Annotated in this window: 23 protein-coding genes and 2 pseudogenes; 16 read left to right on the plus strand and 9 right to left on the minus strand. The window is 71.6% G+C overall.

From position 1 onward, the window contains the following. Positions 1–57: 57 nt before the first annotated feature. On the plus strand, positions 58–1,137 hold the full coding sequence (locus tag ACFV2X_RS42285; protein WP_385626668.1) for an alkene reductase: 1,080 nt from the start codon (positions 58–60) through the stop codon (positions 1,135–1,137). On the opposite strand, the gene ACFV2X_RS42290 is transcribed toward ACFV2X_RS42285, so the two are convergent. Then, on the minus strand, positions 1,122–2,114 hold the full coding sequence (locus ACFV2X_RS42290) for a GlxA family transcriptional regulator (RefSeq protein WP_385626670.1): 993 nt from the start codon (positions 2,112–2,114) through the stop codon (positions 1,122–1,124). The two genes, ACFV2X_RS42285 and ACFV2X_RS42290, sit on opposite strands and share 16 nt — an antisense overlap. A gap of 127 nt (positions 2,115–2,241) precedes the next feature. Here ACFV2X_RS42290 and ACFV2X_RS42295 point away from each other — a divergent pair, with 127 nt between their 5' ends. Genes ACFV2X_RS42295 through ACFV2X_RS42305 form a run of 3 tightly spaced genes read left to right on the plus strand, consistent with a single transcriptional unit; the run spans position 2,242 to position 4,302 of the window. Then, positions 2,242–3,126, plus strand: a complete 885-nt coding sequence (locus ACFV2X_RS42295) for an NAD(P)-dependent oxidoreductase (RefSeq protein WP_385626672.1) — start codon at positions 2,242–2,244, stop codon at positions 3,124–3,126. Beyond that, positions 3,123–3,854, plus strand: coding sequence for a maleylpyruvate isomerase N-terminal domain-containing protein (locus ACFV2X_RS42300; RefSeq protein WP_385626674.1), 732 nt, complete (start codon positions 3,123–3,125; stop codon positions 3,852–3,854). The genes ACFV2X_RS42295 and ACFV2X_RS42300 overlap by 4 nt, the downstream gene beginning before the upstream one ends. After that, positions 3,781–4,302 carry a GNAT family N-acetyltransferase gene (locus ACFV2X_RS42305; RefSeq protein ID WP_385626676.1) on the plus strand — a complete coding sequence of 174 codons (522 nt, stop codon included), beginning with the start codon at positions 3,781–3,783 and terminating at the stop codon, positions 4,300–4,302. The genes ACFV2X_RS42300 and ACFV2X_RS42305 overlap by 74 nt, the downstream gene beginning before the upstream one ends. Here ACFV2X_RS42305 and ACFV2X_RS42310 read toward each other — a convergent pair. Next, positions 4,230–4,694: an SMI1/KNR4 family protein gene (locus tag ACFV2X_RS42310; RefSeq protein WP_385626678.1), complete on the minus strand. Its 465-nt coding sequence runs from the start codon at positions 4,692–4,694 to the stop codon at positions 4,230–4,232. The genes ACFV2X_RS42305 and ACFV2X_RS42310 overlap by 73 nt on opposite strands. Before the next feature lie 101 nt (positions 4,695–4,795). Between ACFV2X_RS42310 and ACFV2X_RS42315 the strand changes: the two are divergent. The 3 genes and pseudogenes from ACFV2X_RS42315 to ACFV2X_RS42325 all read left to right on the plus strand — a co-directional run bounded on the left by ACFV2X_RS42315 (position 4,796) and on the right by ACFV2X_RS42325 (position 7,566). Next, positions 4,796–6,336 (plus strand): annotated as a pseudogene (locus ACFV2X_RS42315) (IS200/IS605 family accessory protein TnpB-related protein). Positions 6,337–6,430: 94 nt separating this feature from the next. After that, positions 6,431–6,764 (plus strand): annotated as a pseudogene (locus ACFV2X_RS42320) (hypothetical protein); the annotation flags it as partial. A gap of 88 nt (positions 6,765–6,852) precedes the next feature. Then, positions 6,853–7,566 carry a hypothetical protein gene (locus ACFV2X_RS42325; RefSeq protein ID WP_385626680.1) on the plus strand — a complete coding sequence of 238 codons (714 nt, stop codon included), beginning with the start codon at positions 6,853–6,855 and terminating at the stop codon, positions 7,564–7,566. 99 nt (positions 7,567–7,665) lie between these two features. Here ACFV2X_RS42325 and ACFV2X_RS42330 read toward each other — a convergent pair whose 3' ends face one another. Next, positions 7,666–9,495 carry a phosphoenolpyruvate carboxykinase (GTP) gene (locus tag ACFV2X_RS42330; protein WP_385626682.1) on the minus strand — a complete coding sequence of 610 codons (1,830 nt, stop codon included), beginning with the start codon at positions 9,493–9,495 and terminating at the stop codon, positions 7,666–7,668. 288 nt (positions 9,496–9,783) lie between these two features. Between ACFV2X_RS42330 and ACFV2X_RS42335 the strand changes: the two genes are divergently transcribed. From ACFV2X_RS42335 to ACFV2X_RS42345, 3 genes are all read left to right on the plus strand, one after another. After that, the gene (locus ACFV2X_RS42335; RefSeq protein WP_385626684.1) at positions 9,784–10,497 is read left to right on the plus strand and encodes a hemolysin III family protein; all 714 of its coding nucleotides are present in this window, start codon (positions 9,784–9,786) and stop codon (positions 10,495–10,497) included. 191 nt (positions 10,498–10,688) lie between these two features. Next, on the plus strand, positions 10,689–12,209 hold the full coding sequence (locus ACFV2X_RS42340) for an MFS transporter (protein WP_385626756.1): 1,521 nt from the start codon (positions 10,689–10,691) through the stop codon (positions 12,207–12,209). Between the two features lie 5 nt (positions 12,210–12,214). After that, positions 12,215–12,826 carry a TetR/AcrR family transcriptional regulator gene (locus ACFV2X_RS42345; RefSeq protein WP_385626685.1) on the plus strand — a complete coding sequence of 204 codons (612 nt, stop codon included), beginning with the start codon at positions 12,215–12,217 and terminating at the stop codon, positions 12,824–12,826. Positions 12,827–12,895: 69 nt separating this feature from the next. Here ACFV2X_RS42345 and ACFV2X_RS42350 read toward each other — a convergent pair whose 3' ends face one another. Then, positions 12,896–14,929 carry a thioredoxin domain-containing protein gene (locus tag ACFV2X_RS42350; RefSeq protein WP_385626687.1) on the minus strand — a complete coding sequence of 678 codons (2,034 nt, stop codon included), beginning with the start codon at positions 14,927–14,929 and terminating at the stop codon, positions 12,896–12,898. Positions 14,930–15,031: 102 nt separating this feature from the next. Here ACFV2X_RS42350 and ACFV2X_RS42355 point away from each other — a divergent pair, with 102 nt between their 5' ends. Continuing rightward, complete coding sequence (locus tag ACFV2X_RS42355) at positions 15,032–18,457, plus strand: tetratricopeptide repeat protein (RefSeq protein ID WP_385626689.1); 3,426 nt, start codon at positions 15,032–15,034, stop codon at positions 18,455–18,457. Positions 18,458–18,616: 159 nt separating this feature from the next. Here the strand turns inward: ACFV2X_RS42355 and ACFV2X_RS42360 are convergent, their stop codons facing one another. Continuing rightward, positions 18,617–18,874 (minus strand): hypothetical protein, encoded by a 258-nt coding sequence (locus ACFV2X_RS42360; protein WP_385626758.1) that lies wholly within the window; start codon positions 18,872–18,874, stop codon positions 18,617–18,619. Positions 18,875–18,881: 7 nt separating this feature from the next. After that, the gene (gene mca / locus ACFV2X_RS42365) at positions 18,882–19,754 is read right to left on the minus strand and encodes a mycothiol conjugate amidase Mca (protein WP_089505131.1); all 873 of its coding nucleotides are present in this window, start codon (positions 19,752–19,754) and stop codon (positions 18,882–18,884) included. A 96-nt stretch (positions 19,755–19,850) separates the two neighbouring features. Here mca and ACFV2X_RS42370 point away from each other — a divergent pair, with 96 nt between their 5' ends. Beyond that, positions 19,851–20,264 carry a DUF4307 domain-containing protein gene (locus ACFV2X_RS42370; protein WP_385626691.1) on the plus strand — a complete coding sequence of 138 codons (414 nt, stop codon included), beginning with the start codon at positions 19,851–19,853 and terminating at the stop codon, positions 20,262–20,264. A gap of 163 nt (positions 20,265–20,427) precedes the next feature. Next, complete coding sequence (greA, locus tag ACFV2X_RS42375) at positions 20,428–20,925, plus strand: transcription elongation factor GreA (RefSeq protein WP_089505133.1); 498 nt, start codon at positions 20,428–20,430, stop codon at positions 20,923–20,925. Between the two features lie 80 nt (positions 20,926–21,005). Here the strand turns inward: greA and ACFV2X_RS42380 are convergent, their stop codons facing one another. The 3 genes from ACFV2X_RS42380 to ilvA all read right to left on the minus strand — a co-directional run bounded on the left by ACFV2X_RS42380 (position 21,006) and on the right by ilvA (position 24,373). After that, positions 21,006–21,962 carry an ABC transporter permease gene (locus ACFV2X_RS42380; protein WP_385626693.1) on the minus strand — a complete coding sequence of 319 codons (957 nt, stop codon included), beginning with the start codon at positions 21,960–21,962 and terminating at the stop codon, positions 21,006–21,008. Beyond that, on the minus strand, positions 21,962–22,933 hold the full coding sequence (locus ACFV2X_RS42385; protein ID WP_385626695.1) for an ATP-binding cassette domain-containing protein: 972 nt from the start codon (positions 22,931–22,933) through the stop codon (positions 21,962–21,964). The genes ACFV2X_RS42380 and ACFV2X_RS42385 overlap by 1 nt, the downstream gene beginning before the upstream one ends. A gap of 183 nt (positions 22,934–23,116) precedes the next feature. Next, positions 23,117–24,373 (minus strand): threonine ammonia-lyase, encoded by a 1,257-nt coding sequence (gene ilvA / locus ACFV2X_RS42390; protein WP_385626696.1) that lies wholly within the window; start codon positions 24,371–24,373, stop codon positions 23,117–23,119. A gap of 146 nt (positions 24,374–24,519) precedes the next feature. Here ilvA and ACFV2X_RS42395 point away from each other — a divergent pair, with 146 nt between their 5' ends. The 3 genes from ACFV2X_RS42395 (at position 24,520) to ACFV2X_RS42405 (ending at position 25,919) form a co-directional block, all read left to right on the plus strand. Next, on the plus strand, positions 24,520–25,020 hold the full coding sequence (locus ACFV2X_RS42395) for a MarR family winged helix-turn-helix transcriptional regulator (RefSeq protein ID WP_385626698.1): 501 nt from the start codon (positions 24,520–24,522) through the stop codon (positions 25,018–25,020). Positions 25,021–25,126: 106 nt separating this feature from the next. After that, entirely contained in the window at positions 25,127–25,642 is a 516-nt protein-coding gene (locus tag ACFV2X_RS42400) for a sigma factor-like helix-turn-helix DNA-binding protein (RefSeq protein ID WP_385626700.1), read from the plus strand. A gap of 25 nt (positions 25,643–25,667) precedes the next feature. Then, positions 25,668–25,919: a hypothetical protein gene (locus ACFV2X_RS42405; protein WP_089505139.1), complete on the plus strand. Its 252-nt coding sequence runs from the start codon at positions 25,668–25,670 to the stop codon at positions 25,917–25,919. The last annotated feature ends 25 nt before the right edge of the window (positions 25,920–25,944 follow it).

The raw sequence follows: 25,944 nt of genomic DNA on the forward strand, positions 1-25,944 counted from the left end.
AGCGTAACCGCCGAGCGCCCGAGAAGCGGGCGCCGCGGATCGCGGAGGAAAACCGACGTGACGACGACGACCCTGTTCGACAGCTATCGGCTCGGCGACCTGACGCTGCCCAACCGGGTGGTGATGGCCCCGATGTCGCGGGTCAGGGCCGCCGACGGCGGTCTGGCGACGCCGTCGATGGCGACGTACTACGCGCAGCGGGCCACCGCCGGGCTGATCGTGGCCGAAGGCGCGCAGCCGAGTCTGATCGGGCAGTCCAATCCGGGCACACCGGGGCTGCACACCGACGAGCAGGTCGCCGCGTGGCGCCCGGTGGCCGCCGCCGTGCACGCCAACGGCGGCCGGATCTTCGCCCAGCTGATGCACGGCGGGCGGGTCTCGCATCCGGACACCACCGGTATGCGCCCGGTCGGGCCGTCGGCCGTCGCCGCCGTCGGCGAGGTGTTCACTCCGACCGGGCCTCAGCCCGCGCCGACGCCGCGGGCCCTGGAAGCCGCCGAGGTGCCCGAGCACGCCCAGTCGTACGCGCAGGCCGCCCGCCGTGCCATCGACGCCGGCTTCGACGGTGTCGAGCTGCACGGCGCCAATGGCTATCTGATCTCGCAGTTCCTCTCCTCGAACGCCAATCTGCGCACGGACCGCTACGGAGGCTCGGTCGCGGGCCGGATCCGGTTCGCCGTCGAGGCGGCGTCGGCGACCGTCGAGGCCGTCGGCGGGGCCAGGACCGGTATCCGGCTCTCCCCGGGCGGGACGTTCTGGGGCGTGGCGGAAGCCGATGTTCCAGAGCTCTACACCGCGCTGCTGACCGAGCTGGCCCGCCTTGAGTTGGCGTACGTGCATCTCGAAGCCACCGCCGACGAGGAGGTGTTGGTGGACCTGCGCCGTGCGTGGCCGAACACCCTGATCATGAACCCGGTGCTTCCGATGGGCCCGAAGCAGACCGGGCGGACCGAGGCCGACCACTGGCTCGGTCTTGGGGCCGAGCTCATCAGCTTCGGGCGCGCCTTCATCGCCAACCCCGACCTGGTCGAGCGGCTGCGCACCGGGCTCCCGATCGCCCCGGCCGACGAGGCCACGTACTACCAGGGCGGCGACGCGGGTTATCTGACCTACTCGGCGTATCAGCACACGGCCTGACGCCAGGCCCGCCGGTACTCCCTCGGTGACACTCCGATGTGCCGGAGGAAGTGGTGGCGGAGGTTGTTGGCCGTGCCCAGGCCGCTGAGTTCGCCGATCTTCTCGACGGGGAGGTCGGTCGACTCCAGCAGGGCCTGGGCCCGCCCGAGGCGCTGGGTGAGCAGCCACTGCAAGGGCGTCGTCCCCGTGGCCTCCTGGAGCCGGCGGTGGAAGGTGCGGGGGCTCATCGCGGCCCGCCGCGCCAAGTCCCGTACCGCCAGCGGCCGGTCGAGGTGGGACCGGGCCCAGTCGAGTACGGGGGCCAGGGCGTCGTCGTCGGTCGTGGGCACGGACAGGTCGATGAACTGGGCCTGGCCGCCGGGCCGGTGGGCGGGCACCACCATGCGGCGGGCCAGCTGGTTCGCGACATGGGCGCCGAGGTCGCGGCGTACGAGATGGAGGCAGAGGTCGAGCCCGGCGGTCAGGCCCGCGCTGGTGAGCACGTCGCCGTCGTCCACGTACAGCACCGAGTCGTCGACCCGCACCTTCGGGTAGCGCTCGGCGAGTTGGGCGGTGTGCAGCCAGTGGGCCGTGGCGCGCCGCCCGTCGAGCAGCCCGGCCTCGGCGAGCGCGAAGGCGCCGGTGCACAGGGAGACCATACGGGCGCCCGCGTCGTAGGCCCGGCGCAGGGCCCGGATCAGCTCCTCCGGCAGCGGCCTGCCCTCCTCGACGCAGGGGTCGGGCACCGAGGGCACGATGACCGTGTCGGCGCCGACAAGGTCGTCGAGTCCGTGGCCGGTCCGCAGCACCAGCCCGGTGGCGCCGTCCTCCAACCGCTCCCCCGCCCCCGTGCCGCACAGCATCAGCTCGTACCAGGGGTCGGCCAGGTCGGACTGCGCCTTCCCGAAGACGGTGCAGGGGATGCTCAGCTCGTACAGGTCCCAGGAGGGGAGCCCGATCTCCTCGGTCACGACCACGGCCACGGAACCAGCGCTCATGCCTCGCAGCGTATGGCAGGAATTTGGTGATGGCCGTCATCGGTGTCACTGTCCGCGGCCGCCGGGCGCTGCGAGCGTGGGAGGTGAGTGATCAACCGCTGTGTGCGGACGTACAAGGAGTTGTGAGTTGAACGCTGACCACCAGGCCGTCACGGTCATCGGACTGGGCTCGATGGGCTCGGCGCTGGCCGCCGCGCTGCTGGACCGCGGCCACCCGACCACCGTGTGGAACCGCTCGGCGGACAAGGCCCGGCCGCTGGCCGACCGGGGCGCCCGCCCGGCCGCGACGCCCGGGGAGGCGGTCGCGGCGAGCCCGCTCATCGTCGCCTGCGTCCTGGACTACGAGGCGCTGCACACCGTCCTCGACCCCATCGCCGACACCCTCGCGGGCAAGGTCCTGGTCAACCTCACCTCCGGCTCACCGGAACAGGCCCAGGAGATGGCCGTATGGGCCCGGTCCCATGGCGCCGACTACCTCGACGGCGCGATCATGACCACCCCGCCCGGGGTCGGCAGCCCAGAGATGATGTTCCTCTACAGCGGTCCGCACGCCGTCCTCGAAGCCCACCGACCGACCCTGGCGGCCCTGGGCGACCCCCTGTACCTGTCCGACGACCCCGGCATCGCCTCCCTCTACGACGCGGCCCTGCTCGGCCTGATGTGGTCCACCATGGCCGGCTGGCTGCACGGCACCGCGCTGGTCGGCGCCGAGAAGACGCCGGCCACGGCCTTCACCCCGATCGCGCTCCGCTGGCTGACCGCCGTCGCCGGTTTCCTCACCACCTACGCACCGCAGGTGGACGCCGGCCGCTACCCGGGCGACGACGCGACCATCGACGTACAGATCGCGGCCATCGAGCATCTGCTCCACGCGGCGGCGTCCCGGGGCGTCGACAACGCCCTGCCCGAGCTGCTGAAGTCCACCATGGAGCAGGCCAAGGCCGCGGGCCACGGCTCGGACAGCTTCGCGGGTGTGATCGAGGTCCTGAGGAAGCCGGCGGCCGACCAGTGACCACGACGTCCGCGGCCATCCCTGGTCCCGCCCCGGAACCGATGATCCCCGCCACCGCCACCGCCACCGCCACGCCCTGGCCGGAGCTGCTGTCGGCCGCCGCCGACGACTGCCTGGCTGCCCTCCTCACCACCGCCGACCAGGACTGGTCACGCCCGGCCCACGGCCTCGACTGGACCTGCCGGGCGACCCTCGACCATCTCGCCCTCGGCCTGACCGGCTACGCCGGACTGCTCATCGCCCGGCCCCAGGACCGCTACATCACGCTCTTCGCCTCGCTCGATCCCGTGGCCCCGGTCCCCGCCTGCCTGGACGGGGTCGGGATCGCCGCGTCCCTTCTCACCTCCACCGTCCGGGACACGGCCGGCCAGGTGCGCGCCTGGCATCCCTGGGGGCACTCGGACGCCGCCGGGTTCGCCGCCATGGGCATCACCGAACTGCTCGTCCACACCTACGACATCACCCGCGCCCTCGGGGTTCCCTGGGCCCCGCCCGACGGCCCGGTCGGTGCCGCGCTCACCCGTCTCTTCCCCGGCGCCCCGGCGGGCCACAGCCCGTTTGACACCCTGTTGTGGTGCACCGGACGTATCCCGCTTCCCGGCCGTCCGCGGCGCGCCGAGTGGCAGTGGGACGGAACCCCCGAAGGAGACAGGAATGACAGGTCTGCGTCAGGCCCGCGTGTCCGACCACCCCGCGCTGGTGGAGTGCGTACAGACATGGTGGGGTGACTCCCGCACGCCCGAGCAGGCCCGCGAGCTGTCGTTGCTGCTGCCGAAGCTGTTTCTGCAGTTCTTCTCCGGCACCAGCCTGGTACGGGAGGACGAGGCGGGGGCGGTCGAGGCGTTCCTGGTCGGCTTCTACTCCGGGGACAACGGCCACGAGGCGTATATCCACTTCGTGGGGGTGGACCCCCGGCTGCGCGGGCAGGGCGTGGCGCGCGGGCTCTACGAGGCATTCTTCCGCCGGGCCGCCGAGGCGGGCCGGACGGAGGTGCGCGCGATCACCTCGCCGGGGAACACCGGGTCCATCGCGTTTCACCGGGCCATGGGGTTCGAGTGCGAGGCGGGCGACCGCGAGATCGACGGGGTGCCCGTGCACGGCGACTACGACGGCCGGGGGCAGGCCCGCGTGTGCTTCCGCAAGCGGCTCGATGGCGTAGCGGTCACACCGCGATGACCCGCCCACGGCAGCAGCCCGCCCGGCGCCGGGTAGAGGCGCAGACCGGCTGTCATGTCGTGTTCCCACCAGTCCTGGAGGTCCTCGGTCAGCGTCTCGCGGATGCCGTCGAGCTGGTACCGCTCCCGTCCCGGCCCGGGGAGGCCGACGTGGAGGAAGTCGCCGAGTACGAAGTTGGGGTACCACTCGGCGAGGCGCTTGTAGTCGGCGGGCAGCGCGGTGCCCAGGCCCTCCTCCAGCACCGCCCAGTCGAGCGCGACGGGCTCGGACCGACGGTGAGCCGCCAGGCCGGGCACGGCGCGCTCCAGCGCGGCGATCGCCTCGTCCGGATCGGTGAGGCGGCGGGCCGGGGTCTGCGTACCGATCAGGTCGTCGGTCGGGGTGTCGTTCATGGCGCACAGGGTGACATACCGGTCCGACAGCGGCCCTGGCCACGGCCGCCGGGCAGGAGCGCGTACGGCGCCAACTCCCGTTCCAGAAATGCCGATTCCCGATTCGGACTGCGATCAGCAGTTCACCTTCCCGCCATCTGGCCGGTACGCTCGCCTGCCGTGATCTGAAGGCGCGGTGCGCGGCGGGGCTGGACCATGACAGTGAGCGGCGGGCAGAGCGCAAGCGCATGCTCACGGAGGAGTCCTCCTCCCGCTGGGCCGGGTCGATCACGAAGGCCACCCACGATCAGTGGGCGCTGGCCCGGCGCGGCCAGCTCGCCCACATCCAGAGCCTCGAAGCCGGGGTCACCACGATCGCGCACCGCCTGTCCCTGCCCGTCGGCGAGAAAGGCACCAAGAAAGCTCCGGGCGGCTACGGCACCCGGCAGGAGTGGTTCGCCAAGACCCGCCGCCTGCACCTGCTCACCGACCGGCTCGACGCAGCGCGGGCCGACCGTGAGGCCGGAATCGTGCACGTTGTGCGCGGCGGCAAGCGGCTGCTGAACAACCGGCACAACCTCCATGCAGCCAAGCTCACCGAGTCGGAATGGCGGCAGCGGTGGCAGGCCGAGCGCCGGTTCCTCCAAGCGGACGGCGAGTGCGGCAAGCGGTTCGGCAACGAGACCATCCGTGTCACTCCCGACGGCGAGGTCTTCCTCAAGCTCCCCGCGCCGCTGGCCCACCTGGCGAACGCCCCGCACGGCCGGTACGTGCTCACCGCCCGCGTGAGTTTCCCGCACCGGGGCGAACAGTGGCGCGACCGCGTCACCGCCAACCGGGCCGTCGCCTACCGCATCCACGAAGACACCGTGCGGGGCCGCTGGTACCTGACCGCGTCCTGGACGATCCCCCCGGTCAAAACCGTGCCACTGGAGGCGGCCCGCGCAAACGGCCTGATCGGCGTGGACACCAACGCCGACCACCTCGCCGCCTGGCGTCTGGACGCACACGGCAACCCCGTCGGTGAGCCACTCCGGTTCGGCTACGACCTGTCCGGCACCGCCTCGCACCGCGACGCCCAGGTCCGCCACACGCTCATCCGCCTGCTGCACTGGGCCAGACGCCACGACCTCGCGATCGCAGTCGAAGACCTCGACTTCACCGCCGAGAAGACCCGCGAGAAGCACGGCCGCCGTAAGAGGTTTCGCAACCTCATCTCCGGCATGCCCGTCAGCAGGCTGCGGGCCCGGCTCGTCAGCATGGCGGCCGAACTCGGCATCACCATCATTGCCGTCGACCCGGCCTACACCTCCAAGTGGGGCGCCCAGCACTGGCAGAAACCCCTCACCACCAAGATCAGGAAGACCACTCGCCACGATGCTGCCGCGGTGGCGATCGGTAGGCGCGCCCTGGGGTACCCGATCCGGCGACGGACGGCACGCCCCGCACCCGCCAGAGCGATGGGTGCGGGCATCGGACCGTCCAGGCCCGACCGGACACCCCAAGGCGCGAGGGAAACCGCCCCCGCATCCCCGGACCACGGACACGATCCGTGCGCGCCGTATGCGGTGAGAACGCGGTTGACCAGAACGCCCAACACCGTTGGGGGCGTTCGACTGAGCATGGGTTCTGGCAACAGGACTCACTCCCGCTCAGTCTCTAGGAACGCTATCTGGCGATGGACGTCGTACGCCGCAACAACGAGGAGCCGATCAAGGGCGTCGACCGGACCGCGACCACCACCGTCTCGGCACTGCGCCGCCTCCGGCCGGCTCACCGAACTGGACGGGCTGCTGGCGGCGCTGCTCGACCCGGAGCTGGGGCGAGGCGCTGATGCTCGACCCGGAGGGGACGTACGCGCTGTCGCGGATCATCCGCCACGACGTCCCCGAGGCCGTCGACACATACGCCCGCACCCGCTGGTGGACCCGGCTCACCCCAGGCACGGACCCGCCCGAGCGCCATCTGGAGCGCCAGCTGACGCTGCTGTTCGACGAGGCGAACGCGATGGCCTCGGCCCTGCGGGAGGCGGAGGCCCGCCGTCAGCAGACGCATACGCAGTACCTGGAGGACCGGGGGCGCAACAATTAGACCTGGCCGACTGCGGGCGATCGGACGGCCATTAGGATCCGATCGGCCCGGCGTGCACGGCGGGCCTCGGTACAACGGGGAGCACCACATGAAGAAAAGAATCGGCGGAATCGCCCTGGCCGCCGCCATCGGGACGGTATTCGCCACGGCCTCGACCGCGAGCGCCGCGAACGAGGGCGTGGGCTGGAAGCTGGAGTCCGGCTCGCCGTACTACATCACAAATCTGCAGCACAACAGCACGTACACCCTCTCTTTCGTGACGCAGAAGTCGCAGAGCTGGCTCACCGCGTATCTGAAGGTTCCGGTCGCGCAGCTCAACGCCATGCCGGAGGTGAAGAACGCGGGAATCAAGTTCGTGCTGTCCACCAAGATCGAGGGCGGGACGAATTACAACAACAAGAAGTACTGCGCCGGGCCGCAGAACCACATCATGTTTCTGCTGAAGTACCGGCCGATGGGGAAGGCGGGCATGTCGCACGCCCTTCCCTGTTACAACACCCGGAACCATTCCGCCTGGGGCGGATATGTCGAGATGGACACCGAGTACTGGACCAGTACGGGCAAGGAAAACACCTGGTTCGGCTCGAACAAGGCCAAGGCCCATGCGATGACCCTCAACGCGGTCACCCATGAGCTGGGCCACATGATGGGTCTGGATCATCCGGACCCGTCCAAGTTCAGCCCGAACGAGAACCGGCCGGTCATGGCCTCGCCGAACGGCGGCTATCTGAACACCAACGGCGGCAAGTTCACGGCCGCGGACCAGCGCGGCGTCAAGAAGCTGGTCTCCAACGGCGGCTGACGCGAACGGCGGCTGACGCGCGAACAACGAGGCGGGGCCCCGCACCTGGGTGCGGGGCCCTTTGCCTGAAACGGCGGAGCTGTCGCTCGCGACTGTCGCTCAGCCCAGACGCTCGACGAGCGCGCGGTGCTCGTCCCACATCTCCTGCGGCGTGTGGTCGCCGAAGGTGCGCAGGTGGTCGGGGACCAGCGCCGCCTCCTCGCGCCATACGTCCTTGTCGACGGTCAGCAGCAGGTCGAGGTCGGCGTCGGGGATGTCCAGGCCCTCGGTGTCCAGCGCCTCGCGGGTCGGCAGCACGCCGATCGCGGTCTCCACGCCCTCGGCCTTGCCGTCGAGGCGGTCGACGATCCACTTGAGCACACGGCTGTTCTCACCGAAGCCCGGCCATACGAACCGGCCCTCGGCGTCCTTGCGGAACCAGTTCACGTAGTAGATCTTCGGCAGCTTGGCCTGGTCGGCGGCCTTGCCGACCTTCACCCAGTGGGCCATGTAGTCGCCCATGTTGTAGCCGCAGAACGGCAGCATGGCGAACGGGTCGCGGCGCAGCTCGCCGACCTTGCCCTCGGCCGCGGCGGTCTTCTCGCTGGCCACGTTGGCGCCGAGGAAGACGCCGTGCTGCCAGTCGAAGGACTCGGTGACCAGCGGCACCGCGCTGGCGCGTCGGCCGCCGAAGAGGATCGCCGAGATCGGCACGCCCTTGGGGTCCTCCCACTCGGGCGCGATGATCGGGCACTGCCCGGCGGGCACGGTGAAGCGGGCGTTGGGGTGGGCGGCGGGGGTGCCGGACTCGGGCGTCCAGTCGTTGCCCTTCCAGTCGGTGAGGTGCGCGGGCGCGTCCTCGGTCATGCCCTCCCACCACACATCGCCGTCGTCGGTGAGCGCGACGTTGGTGAAGACCGAGTTGCCCCACAGGGTCTTCATGGCGTTGGCGTTGGTGTGCTCACCGGTGCCGGGCGCGACGCCGAAGAAGCCCGCCTCGGGGTTGATCGCGTACAGCCGGCCGTCCTCGCCGAACCGCATCCAGGCGATGTCGTCGCCGATGGTCTCGACCGTCCAGCCGTGGATGGTCGGCTCCAGCATGGCGAGGTTGGTCTTGCCGCAGGCGCTGGGGAAGGCCGCCGCGACGTACTTGGCCTCGCCGCGCGGCGGGGTGAGCTTGAGGATCAGCATGTGCTCGGCGAGCCAGCCCTCGTCGCGGGCCATGACGGAGGCGATACGCAGCGCGTAGCACTTCTTGCCGAGCAGCGCGTTGCCGCCGTAGCCGGAGCCGTACGACCAGATCTCCCGGCTCTCGGGGAAGTGGGAGATGTACTTGGTGCTGTTGCACGGCCACGGGACGTCGGCCTGACCGGGCTCCAGCGGGGCGCCGAGGGTGTGCACGGCCTTGACGAAGAAGCCCTGGTCACCGAGGACGTCGAGGACGTCCTGGCCCATGCGGGTCATGGTGCGCATGGAGACTGCGACGTACGCGGAGTCGGTGATCTCCACGCCGATCGCGGACAGCGGCGAGCCGAGCGGGCCCATGCAGAACGGCACCACGTACATGGTCCGGCCGCGCATCGAACCCCGGAAGACGCCCTTTTCCCCGGAGAAGATCTCCCGCATTTCGTCCGGGTGTTTCCAGTGGTTGGTCGGGCCCGCGTCCTGCTCGCGCTCGGAGCATATGAAGGTCCGGTCCTCGACGCGCGCCACGTCCGTGGGGTCGGAGGCGGCGTAGTACGAGTTCGGCCGCTTGATCGGATCGAGCCGCTGGAACGTTCCCTTCTCCACGAGCTCCGCGCACAGTCGCTCGTACTCCGCCTCCGAGCCGTCGCACCACACCACCCGGTCGGGCTGGGTGAGCTCGGCGATCTCGCCGACCCAGGAGATCAGCTCCTGGTGGCTGGTGGGGGCTGCGGTGGTTGAGGAAGCCACATTGCTGGGCGCCACGATCGCTCCATTCCGCCGGGACCGCTCCGGTCCGGCGTCACTGATTGAGGGTTTGGCCGGATATGTGCACTCATACCCGCCCTATGCGTTTTTTGACGTTCGGGAGTTTTGGGAGTTATGGAGACAGCTACCCCTTGGGGGCTGCGACCCGGATGCTCAGCTCATCCGGTGCCGACCGCGCTCATTTGATCATCCGACGGCTCGGGCAATCTGTCCAGTGGGCGCAGGGTGACCATCACCACTCGAAACAGGGGGGTAACCTACGGTGGCGTAGGTAGCATGTGCGCCATGACTGCCGCCGTGCCCGATCCCGCCGTTGACGCTCCGGTTGACACCACGACAGGGCCCCCGGCAGCTCCGCCGGCCCCCCTCAAACCACGACTGCGTGGCTGGCTGCATGCGGGGATGTTCCCCGCCGCGCTCATCGCCGGCGTGGTCCTCACCGCCCTCGCGGACAGCCCGCGCGGACGGCTGGCCTGCGGTATCTACACCCTCACCGCCTGCGCGCTGTTCGGCGTGAGTGCCCTCTACCACCGGGGCAACTGGGGGCCGCGCGCCGCGGCCGTGCTGCGCCGGCTGGACCACGCCAATATCTTCCTGATCATCGCGGGCACCTATACGCCCTTCACGCTGCTGCTTCTGCCGGACGGCAAGCAGGAGTTGCTGCTGTGGCTGGTGTGGGCGGGGGCGCTCGCCGGGATCGCCTTCCGGGTCTTCTGGGTCGGCGCCCCGCGCTGGCTCTACACCCCCTGCTATATCGCCCTGGGCTGGGCCGCGGTCTTCTTCCTGCCCGACTTCCTGCGCACCGGCGGCATCGCCGTGATGACGCTGATCGTCGTCGGCGGGCTGCTCTACAGCGTGGGCGCGGTGGTCTACGGCACCAAGCGCCCCAACCCCTCACCGCACTGGTTCGGCTTCCACGAGGTGTTCCACTCCCTCACGCTGGCCGCCTTCGTCGTCCACTACGTGGGCATTTCCCTGGTGGCCTATCAGCACGCCTGACCCGCTCCACCGACTACCGATTGACAGCCCACATCTTTTGAGAGTTACTGTCACTTGACGGTGACTCTCGGAGGTGTGCCTTGTCTGCTGTCTCCCATGCCCCAAACGCCCCGGGCATCCCGAATTCCCCGGATGCTCCGGACGCGCTGAATCCGCGTCGCTGGTGGGCGCTCGGGGCCCTCGTCGCGGCCCTGCTCGTGCTCGGCTTCGATACGACAATCCTCAACATCGCCCTGCCACAGATGGCCACGGCGCTCGGCGCCGACACCGGCGAACAGCAGTGGATCGCCGACTCGTACACCCTCGTCTTCGCCGCCGGAATGCTCCCGGCCGGTCTCCTCGGCGACCGGTTCGGCCGCCGCACGATGCTGGTGGCGGGCCTGGGGATCTTCCTGGTCGGCTCGGTCGTCGGCACCCTCGTGGACTCCGCGGCCCTCGTCATCGCCGCCCGCGTGATCATGGGCCTGGGCGCTGCGCTGGTCTCGCCGCTGTCCCTGGCCGTCGTACCCACCTTCTTCGGCCCCGAGGAACGCGCCAAGGCCATCGGGGCTCTCAGCGCGGCCGCGGCGCTCGGCATGCCGCTGGGGCCGCTGGTCGGCGGCTGGCTCCTGGACCACTTCTGGTGGGGCTCGGTCTTCCTGATCAACATCCCCATGGCCGCGATCGCCATGGTCGTCTGCCTGTTCCTGCTCCCCGAGTCCCGCGACCCGGCCGCCCCCAAGGTCGACGTCGTCAGCACCGCGCTGAGCGCCGGCGGGCTCGCCACGCTCGTCTACGGCTTCATCGAGGCCCCGCACCGGGGCTGGTCCGACCCGCTCATCTGCACCATGTTCGCCGCGTCGGCGGCGCTGCTGACCGGCCTCGTACTGCGTGAGCGGCAGGCCGTACGCCCGATGCTCGACCTGCCGCTGCTGCGCCGCCCCGCCTTCCTGTGGAGCGCCGTCACCGCCACACTGGTGAGCTTCTGCCTGCTGGGCCTGCTGTTCGTCCTGCCGCAGTACCTCCAGGCCGTGGTCGGCTACGACGCCTTCGGCACCGGGCTGCGGCTGCTGCCCATGATGGGCGGGCTGCTGATCTCCGCCCGCACGGCCGCCCCGCTCGCCGCGCGCTTCGGGGCCCGGCCGGTCATCGCCGGCGGGCTGCTGGTGATCGCCGCGGCCGCGTTCCTCGGCTCGCGTACCCAGGTGGACGACGGCTACGGCATGACCGCGCTCTGGCTGTCGCTCACCGGCCTGGGCTTCGGCTTCGGCATCGTCCCGGCCATGGACGCGGCCCTCGGCTCGCTGCCCAAGGACCGCGAGGGCACCGGCTCGGGGCTCCTCATGACGCTGCGGCAGGTCGGCGGCGCCCTCGGGATCGCCCTGCTCGGCAGCCTGCTCGCGGACGCGTACGACGACCGGCTGGACACCACCGGACTGCCGCCGGGCGCGGCGGATGTCGCCGGCGACTCGGTCATCGCCGCCCGGCTGCTGGCCGAGCGCCTGCACAGCCCCGAGCTCGCGGCCTCCGCCGACCGCGCCTTCGTCCACGGCATGGACCTCACCCTGCTGGTCACCGCCGCCGTCTCGCTCGCCGCGGCCGTCCTGACGGCGCTCTTCATGCCGGGCCGGGGCGCACGGAACGCACAGGAGCGGAACGCACAAGAGACGCAGGAGGGGCCGGACACCGAGGCACCGGCCATGGCCCAGGAGCGCACTGATGCCCGACAATGAGTTTCATGGCACGTACCACCCCCACGGCCCCGCCCAAGCTCGGACTGCGTGAGCGCAAGAAGATCCAGACCCGGCAGGCGATCCGGCGCGCCGCGTACCGGCTCTTCCAGGAACAGGGGTACGACGCCACCCCGGTCGACCAGATCGCGGAAGCCGCGGACGTCTCCCCGAGCACGGTCTTCCGCTACTTCCCCACCAAGGAGGACATCGTCCTCACGGACGAGTACGACCCGCTCATCCTGGAGGCGCTGCGCGCCCGGCCCCTCGACGAGCCGCCGGTGGTCTCCCTGCGCCGCGCCCTCGTCGACCTGATCCGCCAGTACGCCGAGGACGCCCGCGGGGAGTTGGAGATCAGGCTGACGCTGATCCGGCAGGTCCCCGCGCTGCGCGGGCGGATGAGCGAGGGCATGACCCAGACCCGCGACATGCTGGGCGAGGTGATGGCCGAGCGCAGCGGGCGGGCGGCGGACGACCTCGATGTGCGGGTCGTCGTGGCGGCCGTTCTCGGGGCGGTGCAGGAAGCGATCTTCTACTGCTTCGACCGCGGGCGGATCGAGGACATCGAGAAGGAGATCGACCGCGCGCTGGACATCCTGGCCCGCGGTCTGCCCCTGTAGCCCCTTGTAGCCCCCGCTGCGGGCCCGGGCGGTTACCCCAGGACCGGGCGGTTACCCCAGGACCCGGGGTTACCCCAGCTTCCCCGCCAGCGCCCCCGCGTCCGCCGTGGGGGCGTCACAGGTGAACCGGCGGCATACGTACGCCGCGGGCCGCCCCTCCAGCAGCGGGCGGTCCAGCAGCAGCGGCACCTCCCGGGAGCCGGGCTCGCCGACCGCGACCACCGCCCCGGGCGCGGTGCCCAGGAGGGCGGCCCGGTGCAGGGCACGGGTCGCCGGGTCGTCGCCGGGGCCGACGACGGCCACCTCGCGCGGCCCGTCCAGCAGCGCCTCGGCCACCGCGAGCCCCCAGCCGATGAACCGCGGCACCCGCGCCCCGAGCGCCTGCACCACGCCGAGCGCGCGCTCGGCCGCCTCCCGGGGGCGGTCCTCGCCGGTGACGGCGGCGTACGACAGCAGGGCCCCGGCCGCGGCCGTCCAGCCCGAGGGCGCGGCGTTGTCCGTCGGGTCCTGGGGGCGGCGGATCAGCGCCTCGGCGTCGTCGGCGGTGTCGTACAGCATGCCGTCCTCGGCGGCGAAATGGCCCTGCACGGTGTCCAGCAGCAGGCCCGCGAGCTCGACCCAGGCGCCCTCGCCGGTGACGGAGGACAGCGCGAGGAAGCCCTCGGCGACATCCGCGTAGTCCTCCAGGACGCCCGCGTGGGATCCGGCGGTGCCGTCCAGGGACGTGCGGGCGAGCCGCCCGCGGTCGTCCAGGTGGATGCGCACCAGCAGGTCGGCGGCCTCGGTCGCGGCCTCGACGAGGTCGGGGCGGTCGAAGTACGCGCCGGTCTCGGCGAGCGCCGCGACCGCCAGGCCGTTCCACGCGGCGACGACCTTGTCGTCGCGGCCGGGGCGCGGCCGCTGCCCGCGCGCCGCCAGCAGCCGCTCCCGTACGGAGGCGACGCGCCCGGCGTCGGCCAGCGCCTCGCGGTCGGGGAGCCGCAGCACGGAGGCGCCCTGCTCGAACGTGCCTTCCTCGGTCACGCCGAAGAACTCGGCGGCGAGCTCGGCGTCCTTCTCCCCCAGCGCCTCGCCCAGCTGCTCCGGGGTCCACACGTAGTACGCGCCCTCGGCGTGCCCGCCCTTGCCGTCGTCGCTGTCGGCGTCGAGGGCGGAGGCGAATCCGCCCTGTTCGGTGCGGAGCTCGCGGACCAGGAAGTCGGCGGTCTCCACGGCGACGCGGCGGGCGAGGTCGGATCCCGTGGCCCGCCACAGGTGGGCGTAGACGCGGCACAGCAGGGCGTTGTCGTACAGCATCTTCTCGAAGTGCGGCACGGTCCAGGTCGCGTCGACCGCGTAGCGCGCGAACCCGCCGCCGAGCTGGTCGTAGATGCCGCCGCGGGCCATCGCCTCGCAGGTCGCCTGGACCATCTGGAGCGCGCCCTGCGAGCCCGTACGGGCGTGGTGCCGCAGCAGGAACTCCAGCACCATGGACGGCGGAAACTTGGGCGCGCCCCCGAAGCCGCCGTGCACGGCGTCGAATTCGCGGGTCAGCGTCATCAGCGCGGTGTGCAGATCCTCGGGCCCGGGCGGCTGGGCGGCCCCGTACGCCAGGGAGGCCCCGCCGCGCTCGGCGAGGTCCCGCACGATGCGCTCGGCCACGTCCTTCACCTCGTCACGGCGGTCCGCCCATGCGGCCTGTACGCCCTCGAGGACCTGCCGGAAGGACGGCATGCCGTGGCGCGGCGCCGGCGGGAAGTACGTGCCGAAGTAGAAGGGCTCGGCCTCGGGGGTCAGGAAGACCGTCATCGGCCAGCCGCCCTGGCCGGTGGCGGCCTGCACGGCCTCCATGTAGACGGCGTCGACGTCCGGCCGCTCCTCGCGGTCGACCTTCACGGACACGAAGTGCGCGTTGAGGTAGTCGGCGGTCGCCTCGTCCTCGAAAGACTCGCGGGCCATGACATGACACCAGTGACAGCTCGAATAGCCGACGCTCAGCAGCACGGGCACACCGCGGCGGCGGGCCTCCTCGAAGGCGTCGTCGGACCACGGCCGCCAGTCGACCGGATTGTCCGCGTGCTGGAGAAGGTACGGAGATGTCTCATGCGCCAGACGGTTCGGCATGCCCCCATCCTCCCTCAACTCATGGCGAGGGCGAGTTATCCACAGGCCTGCCGGATATGAGCCAGAAACGGAACACTTGATGCTGGCAGGAGGGGGACGAAGATGCCGGGATCACCGACCGCGCTGCGGGACAGTCATCGTGGAGAGGTCGAGCGGCTGCTCGCGCGTGCCGTCGAGGAGGAGGTGCGGCGCTCCGGCGGGCGGACTGACGGCGGGGTGCTACTGGGCCGTGCGCGGGCCGCGCTGGACAGCATGGCGGCGACGGCCGCCGAGGAGTACGGCGCGTATCTGCGCGCGCTGGAGGAGTCGGAGGCGGAGAGCCGGCCGCTTTCGTCGCGGCTGACACGCCGGCAGATGGGCCCGCCGATGCTGGCCACCGCGGTCGCCGCCGCCGGGGCGTTCGGCGCGGACCTCTCCTGGGGCACCTCGGCGGCCACGGCGCTGGGCGCGGGCGTGACCGCGGCGGTGGCCGGTTCGGCGGCCGCGGTCGTGGGGCTCACGGCCGGCCACTGGCCTGCCGCCCACCGCCGGGCCGCGCTGCGCAACCAGCCGGGCGGGGCGGAGCAGCTCAGGCTCCAGTGGCTGACCGCCGTGGAGGTGCGCGGCATCCGGCCGTTCATCGACCGGCATCGGATGACGACGGCCGCCACCCGCGGCAGCGGCGGCACCGACCGGCCCGCCCGCTCCACCGCGGGCGCCGGGTCCGGTTCGGGCAAGGGCGACGCGGGCCGCGCGGGCTCCGGCGGGCGCGCGAGCTCCGCGGGCCGCGGCGGCCAAGCGGTCCGGCTGCGCGGCGCGGACCGCAGCCAGGCGGCCCGCAGGCGCAGTGTGCTGGAGCAGTCCTTCGGCCAACTGCCCGAGGCGGACGGCCCGTTCGCCGGGCGCCGGGCCCAGATCACCCAGATCGCCCAGTGGGTCCAGCAGGCGCGGGCGAGCACGGAGACCAGACCGACCGTGGTGCTGCTGGAGGGCCCGCCCGGGTCGGGCCGGACGATGCTGGCGGTGCGGGCGGCCCACCATCTGCGCGACCAGTTCCGCGGCGCCTGCCTGGTGGATCTGCGCGGCGACAGCCCCGGCCAGGCCCCGCTGCCCACCCGGGACGCGCTGCTGCACCTGCTCAACCGGCTCGGCGCGCCCCGCGACCAGCTGCTCTTCCGGGAGCGCTCGGCCCAGGGGCAGCACGTCAAGCGGCTCACCGAGCTCTACCACCAGCATCTGACCGGCCTGCCCGTGACGATCGTGCTGGACGACGCCAGTGACGCCGAGCAGGTGCGCACGCTGGTCCCGGAGCGGTCCGACAGCCTGGTCCTGGTCACCTTGCGCGCCCCGCTCGCGCTGCCGCCCGATCTGGCCGCATGGGTCCACCGGCTGGAGGTCGGCCCGCTGGACGAGCCGGGCGCCGAGGAGCTGCTGCGCGCCTCAGCCGAGGAGCCGACGGGGGCCGGCCCCTATGACGGGCAGTCCGTGGAGCGGATCGCCGAGCTGTGCGGCCGGCTGCCGCTGGCGCTGCGCATCGCCGGCTCCTCGCTCCCCGCCCGCACCCCCGGCCTGCTGGTCTCCGCCCTGGAGGCGTACGGCCCGGTGGGCCCCGTCGAGCGGGCGCTGTGGCTGCGCTACACCGACCAGACCGAGGGCGCCCGGCGGCTGCTGCGCCGTCTCGCACTGGCCGGGCGGGCCAGCCTGGGCGCAGCCGCGGCGGCGGCGCTGCTGGAGACGGACGACCAGGAGGCGGTCCGCCACCTGGACGCGCTGGCCCGCGCCGGGCTGCTCCAGCACGTCCGCGGCAGCCGCTACCGCCTGCACGACCTGGTGCGCGCCTTCGCCCACGGCCGGCTGATGGACGAGGAGGAGCCGGCCCGGCGCACCGCCGCCCAGGAGCGGCTGATCCGCAGCTATGCCGAGCTGGCGGACTCGGTGATCCGGATGGTCGACGGCAAGACCTCCACCCGCGCCGACATGTTCACCAGGGGCGCGGCGGGCGGCCATGGCTTCACCTCCCTGGACGCGGCGCTGCGCTGGCTGGACGACGAGTCGAGCTTCATCACGGCCGCCCTGCGCCACGCCGAGGGCGTGGACCAGTCCGCGGTGCTGCATCTGCTGGGCGCGCTGTGCGACTACTGCCTGCTGCGCGGCGATCTGTACCGGCTCGGCGAGATCAGCGAGCTGACCCAGGCCGTGGACCAGGGGCTGCTGATGCGCTCGGTGCAGTGGCGCACCGGCATCGCGGCCCGGCAGCTGGGCGAGCTCGACCAGGCCCGCACCACCCTGTCCTCGGTGGTCGACCTGTACTTCGAGGCGCAGCACGAGGCGGGCGCGGCCCGCGCGCTGTGCAGCCTGGGCATCACCCTGCACCACCAGGGCAATCTCACCGAGGCCGCGGCGAAGCTGACCGAGGCCATGGAGCTTCAGGCGGCCGATGAGCTGCGCGCGGACCGGGCGTGGACGATGCACGCGCTGGCCGCGGTGGAGCGCGACCGGGGCCGGCTCGGCAGGGCGCTGGAGCTGCTGGACGCGGCCCTGGAGCTGCACCGGGAGAGCGAGAGCGTGCACGGCCAGGCGTGGGCCCACTTCCAGCTCGGCCAGGCGTGTCTGCGCATGGGCGAGGTGCCGCGCGCGGAGCGGGAGCTGCACGAGGCGCTGGATGCCTACGGCCGCACCCACGACCAGCGCGGCGAGGCATGGGCGCTGACCCAGCTGGCCCGCGCCCGGCTGGTGGCCGGGGAGGCGTCGGCCGCGGTCGACCAGCTGCGCCAGGCCCTGTCCCGCCACCGGGAGAACGAGGACGCGCGCGGCGAGGCATGGACGCTCTACTACCTGGGCCAGGCGCTGGAGGAGCGCGGCGACCATGACTCGGCGGTGCGCGACCTGGAGCGGGCCCGCACGATGTTCAGCCGGATGCGGGATGTGTACGGGCTGGCGTGCGCCCGTCACCACTCCGCGCGGGTCACCCGGGATCTGCGGGCGGTGCAGACGGGCTCCCTGCGCAACAGCGGATTCCCGCGGCAGCTGCTGCAGGACGCGCGGCAGGACTTCCGCCGGGTGGGGGTGGCCCATGGCGAGGCGTGGTCCTGTGTGGAGCTCGCGGTGATCGACGCGGGAAACGGGCGGGCGGAGCAGGCGCTGGACCTGGTGGAGGAGGCGGCCCGGCTGTTCGCGGAGTACGGCGACCGGCGCGGCGAGAGCTGGGCCCGGTTCCTGCGCTGCACACTGCTGCCGTTCGCCTCGGCGGGCGGCTCGGTCGTGGGCACGGCAGTGGCCCAGGAGGAGCTGGCGGAACTGCTGGGCGAGCTGCGGTCGGCCGACTGGGCGGGGGACGCGCGGCTGGAGGGGTGCGCGGAGGCGTTCACGCTGGTGCTGGAGCGCGGCGTGGAGCCGGAGACGGGATGGCAGGCGTGGCAGCTCGGCATGGTGCCGAGCCGCCACTCCCGCGAGGTCATGGCGGTCCTGCCGACCGAGACGGGTGCGCGGCGCGGCGGGGGCGCCGCGGGGGGCGCCGACGCCGCCCAGGACGACCGGGGTGATCTATGACACGACTCGGCCCGACGGACCCCGGGTCCCGCCTCGGGCCACGGACCGCCGGGCAGCGGGCCGTCAGGACCGGGCCGCCGGACGGCCGGCATCGGCCCGCGGCCCGTCGGGGCGGCGAGACGGTCGGCCCGCGGGCCGTCAGGGCGGCGCCGCGGGCGGTCAGGCCGTGCGCTCGCCCTTGGCGCCCGGGGCGGCCTTCGAGGACGCGGTGGCCGGGGCGGTCTGCCCGGCCTCCGGCTCCTCCTCGAAGTCCACCTTCTTCATGTGCTTGTTCATGGACTTCATCAGCAGCCACACCGCCCCGCCGATCAACGCGAAGACGATGAAGCCGAGGACGCCCGGCGTCACCTTGTTCTCGTCGAGCTCCTTGGCGAGCGGCACGAGATGCGTCATGGCGAGGGTGCTGGTCGCGCTCATCATGAGCTCAATTGTTGCGGATGCCTGCGAAGAGGTCGTCCTCGGGGAGGGATGTGTCCACGAGCGACTTCGCGAGCTCGTATTCCTCGGTCGGCCAGATCTCCTTCTGGATGTCCATCGGCACCCGGAACCAGGCGCCGTCGGGATCGATCTGGGTGCGGTGCGCGATCAGCGCCTTGTCGCGGATCTCGAAGAAGTCCGCGCAGGGCACAAAGGTGGTCAGGGTGCGCTCGGCCCGCTCGAACTGCTTCCAGCGCTCCAGCCACTCCCCGTACGGCGACTCCATGCCGCGGGCGAGCAGCCCTTCGTGCAGCGCGACGGTGCGCGGCCGGTTGAAGCCCTGGTTGTAGTAGAGCTTGAGCGGCTGCCACGGCTCGCCCGCCTCGGGGTACTTCTCCGGGTCCCCCGCGGCGTCGAAGGCCACCATCGAGATCTTGTGGGTCATGATGTGGTCGGGGTGCGGATAACCGCCGTTCTCGTCATACGTGGTGATGACATGCGGCTTGAACTCGCGGATCAGCTTGACCAGCGTCCCCGCCGCCTCGTCCACATCCTGCAGCGCGAAACAGCCCTCGGGCAGCGGCGGCAGCGGGTCGCCCTCGGGCAGCCCGGAGTCCACATAGCCCAGCCACTCCTGCTTGACCCCGAGGATCTCGCGCGCCTCGTCCATCTCCTTGGCGCGTACCTCGTGGATGTGCTCCTCGATATAGGGGTCCCCCTGGAGCTTGGGGTTGAGGATGGACCCGCGCTCACCGCCTGTGCAGGTCGCGACCAGCACGTCCACCCCCTCGGACACGTACTTGGCCATGGTGGCCGCGCCCTTGCTCGACTCGTCGTCGGGGTGGGCATGGACGGCCATCAAACGCAGCTGATCAGTCAAGTCTCGATCCTCGGTGATTCGTCGTGGAAGACGGCTTCTATAGTGACCCAAACCGGGGGCGAATAATTCCGGGTCCGCCAACCAGGAGGAACGATCATGGCCACGGTCCACGAGGGGCTGCATGACGGGCGTTACGGCCGGTCGGCGGACCAGCGTGCCGACCGCAAGCTGAAGATCCTGGGTGCCGTGCTCGGCACCGGGTTCCTTGCCATGATCGCCTGGTTTGGTTATTCGTACATCACCGGCCAGCAGGAGATCAGCGGCCAGGTGACCGGTTTCAAGGTGGTCTCCGACAGCGCCGTCGAGGTGCGTCTGGAGATCACCAAGGACACCGCCACCACCGGGGTGTGCACCGTGCGTACCCTCGACAAGGAGCACGGCGAGGTGGGGCGCAAGGACTTCACCTTCAGCAAGGGCCAGGGCGATGCGGTCAAGATCGTGACGGTGCGCACCACGGGTCGGGCGACCAGCGCCGAGCTGGTCGGCTGCGATCCGGTGTCGGGCCACTGAGCCCCGTCTGACCTGCACTGACGCGTTTCATCCACATTGCGCCCACATTCCTCCTCCCCGTTTCGAGCCGGAATTGTTAGGCTCGTGGTTTCGCCCGGCTTTGAAGGCGCACCCTTCTGAGTAGGGCGTTCATTTGTATTCCCAGCACCGACGAGGAGCACCTGTGACCCAGACCAGCGAGAACGTCACCTGGCTGACCCAGGAGGCGTACGACCAGCTCAAGGCCGAGCTGGAGTACCTGTCGGGTCCCGCACGTGTCGAGATCGCGAAGAAGATCGAGGCTGCCCGCGAGGAAGGTGACCTGCGGGAGAACGGCGGGTACCACGCCGCCAAGGAGGAGCAGGGCAAGCAGGAGCTCCGCGTGCGCCAGCTGACGCAGCTGCTGCAGCACGCGAAGGTCGGCGAGGCCCCCGCGGACACCGGCGTGGTCGCTCCGGGCATGGTCGTCACCATCGCCTTCGACGGCGACCCGAACGACAGCCTGACGTTCCTGCTGGCCTCCCGCGAGTACGCGAGCTCGGACATCGAGACCTACTCGCCGCAGTCCCCGCTGGGCTCGGGTGTGAACGGCAAGAAGGTCGGCGAGGACGCCTCGTACGAGCTGCCGAACGGCCGCACCGCGTCGGTGAAGATCCTCGAGGCCAAGCCCTACCAGAGCTGACGCCGCGCCCCGCCAGGGCCGATGATCGCCCGATCTCGGCCCGGCGCCCGATCTCGGCCCGATCTCGGCGACCGCCTCGCTCAGGCGGTCGCCGAGCGGTACTTACGGACCGCCAGCGTCCGGAAGGCCAGGATGATCAGGGTCGACCAGAGGACCGAGGCGAGCACCGGGTGCTGCATCGGCCAGGCGTCGGAGACCAGCCCCTCGGGGTTACCGAACAGCTGGCGGCTCGCCTGCACCGTGGCGCTGAACGGATTCCAGTCGGCGATATGCCCCAGGAACGCGGGCATCTTGCTGGAGGGCACAAACGCGTTCGAGATGAACGTCAGCGGGAACAGCCAGATCAGCCCGCCGGAGGTGGCCGCCTCCGGGGTCCGCACGGACAGCCCGATCAGCGCGCCGATCCATGAGAAGGCATACCCCAGCAGAAGCAGCAGCCCGAAGGCCGCGAGCGCCTTCAGCACCCCGTCGTGGATCCGCCATCCCACGATGACCGCGACGATCGCCAGCACCACCAGCGTCAGCGCCGTCTGCACCAGATCCGCCAGCGTACGGCCGGTGAGCACCGCGCCGCGCGCCATCGGCAGCGAGCGGAAACGGTCGATCAGCCCCTTGTGCATATCGTCGGCGATCCCGGCGCCCGCGCCCGCCGTCGCGAAGGTCACGGTCTGCGCGAAGATCCCCGCCATCAGGAACTCCCGATACACATTCGCGTCGGCGCTGCTCTGCCCCGGGACCATGATCGCGCCACCGAAGACATAGCTGAACAGCACCACGAACATGATGGGCTGGACCAGGCCGAACACCACCACCTCGGGAATCCGCATCATGCGGATCAGATTCCGACGGGCCACGACGAGCGAGTCGCGGACCGACTGGACGGGCCCGCCCCACACCCGCGGGGTTACGGCGACGCGGCCCCCACGCGCCGCAGCCGCCCCGGAAACCGCCCCGGGGGCCGTGTCGGCAGCCGTCCCAGAGGCCGTATCGGTCGCCCCGGGAGTGGACTCGGGCGTTGTCTCCTCCACTCTGGCCATCACCTGACCTCCTCCTCGGCACCGTCGCCGCCCTCGGCACCGTGGCCGGTGAGCGAGATGAACACATCGTCGAGAGTCGGGCGGCGCAGCCCGATGTCGTCGATCTCCACCCCGCGCGCATCCAGCTCCCGGATCACCTCGGCGAGCAGCTTGGCCCCGCCGACGACCGGGACGGTGACCTTACGGGTGTGCCGCTGCACGGCGATCTCGCCCTTGCCGAAGCCCCGCAGCACCTCCTCCGCGACCTCGATATGGGCGGGCTCATGGACCACCACCTCCACCCGCTCCCCGCCCGTATGGGCCTTGAGCTGGTCGGAGGTGCCGCGCGCGATGACCCGGCCGCGGTCGATCACACAGATGTCATGCGCCAGATGATCGGCCTCTTCCAGATACTGGGTCGTCAGCAGCAGCGTCGTGCCGCCCGCCACCAGCTCCTGGATGACCTCCCACAGCGCCTGCCGGTTTCGCGGGTCGAGGCCGGTGGTCGGCTCGTCCATGAACATCACCGGCGGGCTGACGACCAGGGCGGCCGCCAGGTCCAGCCGGCGGCGCATCCCGCCGGAGTACGTCTTGGCGACGCGGTCGGCCGCGTCCGCCAGATGGAACCGCTCCAGCAGCTCGCTCGCGCGCGCCTTCGCCTCCCGCGCGCCCATCTGGTACAGCTGGCCCACCATGCGCAGGTTCTCACGGCCGGTCAGATACTCGTCCACGGCGGCGAACTGCCCGGACAGCCCGATCGAACGGCGCACCTGATCGGGGTGGCGCAGCACGTCCACACCCGCCACCCTCGCCTTACCGCTGTCCGGCTCCAGCAGCGTGGTCAGCACCCGCACCGCGGTGGTCTTCCCGGCCCCGTTGGGCCCGAGCAGCCCGAGCACGGTCCCTTCCGGTACGTCGAGATCGACCCCGTCCAAGGCTCTGACATCGCCGAAGGTCTTCACCAGACCTTCGGCATAGATGGCACCTGGCATATGCGTCCCCCATCGGGCGTGCTCGCAGAAGGATTTAACTTTCGCCCGAATTACCCAGCCTGTCCATGCCTGTGGAAAACCGCCTGTGGAAAACCACGGGGCAAGGGACACGAGGCAAGGGACGCGGGGGAAGGGAGCCTGGGACTCAGGGGAAGGCAGCCGGGAACTCAGGCGCGGGGAGCCCTACGGCAACACCCGGTAGCCCGCCTCGCGCAGCGCCTCCCGCACCTCATCGCAGTGCTCGGGCCCCTTCGTCTCCAGGTGCAGCTCCACCTCGGCCTCGGTGAGCCCGAGCCGCGGATCGGTTCGTACATGGCCCACGTCCAGCACATTCGCATCGACCGTCGTCAGTGCCGCCAACAGGGTGGCGAGCGCCCCCGGCCGGTCCGTGAGCCGCAGCCGCAGCGAGAGATAGCGCCCCGCCGCGGCCATGCCGTGCCGCAGGATGCGCTGCATCAGCAGCGGATCCACATTGCCGCCCGAGAGCACCGCCACCACCGGCCCCTCGAAGGACTCCGGCTCCGCGAGCAGCGCGGCCACCGAGCAGGCCCCGGCCGGCTCGACCACCAGCTTCGCCCGCTCCAGACACAGCAGCAGCGCCGCGGCCAGCGCGTCCTCGGACACCGTACGGACCTCGTCCACGAGCTCGTCGATGATCCGGAACGGCACATCGCCGGGGCGCCCCACCTTGATCCCGTCGGCCATCGTCGTGGGCGCCTCGATCGACACCGGATGCCCGGCGGCCAGCGAGGGCGGATACGCCGCGGCGCCCGCCGCCTGCACCCCCACCACCCGTACGTCCGGCCGCAGCGCCTTCACCGCCACCGCCACCCCGGCCGCGAGCCCGCCGCCGCCGACGCCGACCACGACCGTGCGTACTTCCGGGCACTGTTCCAGGACCTCCAGGCCCAGCGTGCCCTGCCCGGCGATGATGTCCGGGTGGTCGAAGGGGTGGATGAAGACCGCGCCCGTGCGCCGGGCGTACTCCTGCGCGGCGCGCATCGTCTCGTCCACGATCTGGCCGTGCAGCCGCACATCGGCGCCGTAGTCCCTGGTGGCCGCGATCTTCGGCAGCGGCGCGCCCTGCGGCATGAAGACGGTCGAACGCACACCCAGCAGCGAGGCGGCGAGCGCGACGCCCTGCGCGTGGTTCCCGGCGCTGGCCGCCACCACGCCCGCGGCCCGCTCCTCGGCGCTGAGCCCGGCGATCCGTACATACGCCCCGCGCAGCTTGAAAGAGCCCGTACGCTGCAGGTTCTCGCACTTCAGATGCACCGGCGAACCCACCAGGCCGGACAGATAGCGGCTGCCTTCGAGCGCGGTGACCCGGGAGACCCCCGAGAGCATTTTCTGCGCCGCACGCACCTCGTCGAGCGTGATCACGGACGTCGGAACACCGGAAGACGAGGTACCGGAAGTGCGGGTAGTGCGTGGGGCCATGGTCCCAAGTCTCGCAGCTCGCCCCACGCGCACCAGCGGCGGCCGGATCCGGACGGCAGGTTTCTGCAGCCCCCGTACGGGCGGGCCCCCAGCCGCGTACTCTGTGCCCCATCCCACAGACCACCGCATGAAGTGAGCCTTAGTCCATGCCCACCCAATCGGACATGACGACCCACCTCGACACCGGCGTACTCGACCTCCTGCAGCACCAGGTCGCGGTCTTCGCCCGGCGCGCCGAACAGACCCGCCTCGGCGGCGTCGGTCAGGCCCGCAACTCCATGGACCGCGCGGCATATCTGCTGCTCAACCGGCTCGACAAGGAAGGACCGATGGGAGTCAAGGCGCTCGCCGCGGGCATGGGCATCGACTCGTCCACGGTCACCCGCCAGGTCGCCCCGCTCGTCGACTCCGGCATGGTCAAGCGCACCTCCCACCCCGAGGACGGCCGCGCGGTCGTCCTCCAGCTCTCCCCGCGCGGCAAGGCCCGTCTGGAGGAGGTGCGGTCCTCACGGCGCGCCCTGATGGCGCAGGTGACCGACGGCTGGACCGTGGAGGAGCGGGACATCTTCTGCGATCTGCTCACCCGTTTCAACGTCGCGCTGGCCGCCGCGCACGCCACCGTGCCCCAGGCGGCGTCCGCATCCTGAGCCACCCCGCGGCACCTGCGGGGGCACGCCTCTTGACCAAGTGGCCGTGCCTGCCGTGTCCTGAAGGGGGACCCGTGTCCTGAAAGGGACGGGAGGCGGAGGACGGGTGCGCGAGAGGCGGGCAGCACGGGAAAGCCGCCGCGCCCGGGAGTTCGCGGCGTTCGCCGCGGGGGCGGGCGGTCGGCTGCTGCATGCGGCCACACTGCTCACAGGGGAAGCACCGGGGGACATTCCAGGGGGACCACTGGGGGAGAACAGCGCCGCCGAGCGCCTGCTGACCGCCGCGCTCGCCCGCACCTACGCCCGCTGGGACCGGCTGCGCGGAGAAGATCCGTACGACCACACCCGCCGGGAACTGGCCACCCTCTTCGCCAACCGCGCCTGGCGCTACCGCCGGCCGCGCGACGGCCTCCTGGGACGGCTCACCCCGCAGGAACGCCTGGTGCTGGTGTTGCGGCTGCATGAGGGCGTGGCGGAGGAGCAGGCCGCGGCCGCTCTCGGGCTGCCGGTCGAGCGGGTGCGCGCCATCTGTACGCGCTCGGTGGCGCTGATGCGCAGCCACGCGCCGGAGACGCGACGCGAACGCCCGGAGCCCCGCCGGGCGGCGGGGGCGGCGTCATGAGCTTCCCGGACCGCAAGGCGGACTCATGAGCTTCCCCGACCGCAAGGAGGACGAGGTCCGCCGCATGCTGAACGGCCCGTACCCGGCCGTGCCGCCGGACCTGGCCGACCGAGCGGCCGGGCGGGGGCGGCGGATGCTGCGCCGCCACCGCGCCGTACGGGCCGTCGGCTGGGTCCTGCTGATCGCCGCGATCATCGCCTTCACGGTCTGGGCGGTGATCGTCCAGCCGTGGACGACGCCGCCGACCGACACCACGCCTCCCCTGGAGGGGTGGTGAGGGCGGTAGACGGACGGGGTTACCC

Source organism: Streptomyces sp. NPDC059679 (genome assembly GCF_042734105.1).
Classification (GTDB): Bacteria; Actinomycetota; Actinomycetes; order Streptomycetales; family Streptomycetaceae; genus Streptomyces.

Excerpts from the sequence above, each read along its gene's own strand:
- ACFV2X_RS42335 (WP_385626684.1), top strand. The coding sequence starts at position 9,784 with ATGACTGCCGCCGTGCCCGATCCCGCCGTTGACGCTCCGGTTGACACC.
- ACFV2X_RS42405 (WP_089505139.1), top strand. The coding sequence starts at position 25,668 with ATGAGCTTCCCCGACCGCAAGGAGGACGAGGTCCGCCGCATGCTGAAC.
- ACFV2X_RS42290 (WP_385626670.1), bottom strand. The coding sequence starts at position 2,114 with ATGAGCGCTGGTTCCGTGGCCGTGGTCGTGACCGAGGAGATCGGGCTC.
- ACFV2X_RS42305 (WP_385626676.1), top strand. The coding sequence starts at position 3,781 with ATGACAGGTCTGCGTCAGGCCCGCGTGTCCGACCACCCCGCGCTGGTG.
- ACFV2X_RS42345 (WP_385626685.1), top strand. The coding sequence starts at position 12,215 with ATGGCACGTACCACCCCCACGGCCCCGCCCAAGCTCGGACTGCGTGAG.
- ACFV2X_RS42385 (WP_385626695.1), bottom strand. The coding sequence starts at position 22,933 with ATGCCAGGTGCCATCTATGCCGAAGGTCTGGTGAAGACCTTCGGCGAT.
- ilvA (WP_385626696.1), bottom strand. The coding sequence starts at position 24,373 with ATGGCCCCACGCACTACCCGCACTTCCGGTACCTCGTCTTCCGGTGTT.
- ACFV2X_RS42370 (WP_385626691.1), top strand. The coding sequence starts at position 19,851 with ATGGCCACGGTCCACGAGGGGCTGCATGACGGGCGTTACGGCCGGTCG.
- ACFV2X_RS42355 (WP_385626689.1), top strand. The coding sequence starts at position 15,032 with ATGCCGGGATCACCGACCGCGCTGCGGGACAGTCATCGTGGAGAGGTC.
- ACFV2X_RS42380 (WP_385626693.1), bottom strand. The coding sequence starts at position 21,962 with ATGGCCAGAGTGGAGGAGACAACGCCCGAGTCCACTCCCGGGGCGACC.
- ACFV2X_RS42310 (WP_385626678.1), bottom strand. The coding sequence starts at position 4,694 with ATGAACGACACCCCGACCGACGACCTGATCGGTACGCAGACCCCGGCC.
- ACFV2X_RS42350 (WP_385626687.1), bottom strand. The coding sequence starts at position 14,929 with ATGCCGAACCGTCTGGCGCATGAGACATCTCCGTACCTTCTCCAGCAC.
- ACFV2X_RS42395 (WP_385626698.1), top strand. The coding sequence starts at position 24,520 with ATGCCCACCCAATCGGACATGACGACCCACCTCGACACCGGCGTACTC.
- ACFV2X_RS42325 (WP_385626680.1), top strand. The coding sequence starts at position 6,853 with ATGAAGAAAAGAATCGGCGGAATCGCCCTGGCCGCCGCCATCGGGACG.
- ACFV2X_RS42360 (WP_385626758.1), bottom strand. The coding sequence starts at position 18,874 with ATGAGCGCGACCAGCACCCTCGCCATGACGCATCTCGTGCCGCTCGCC.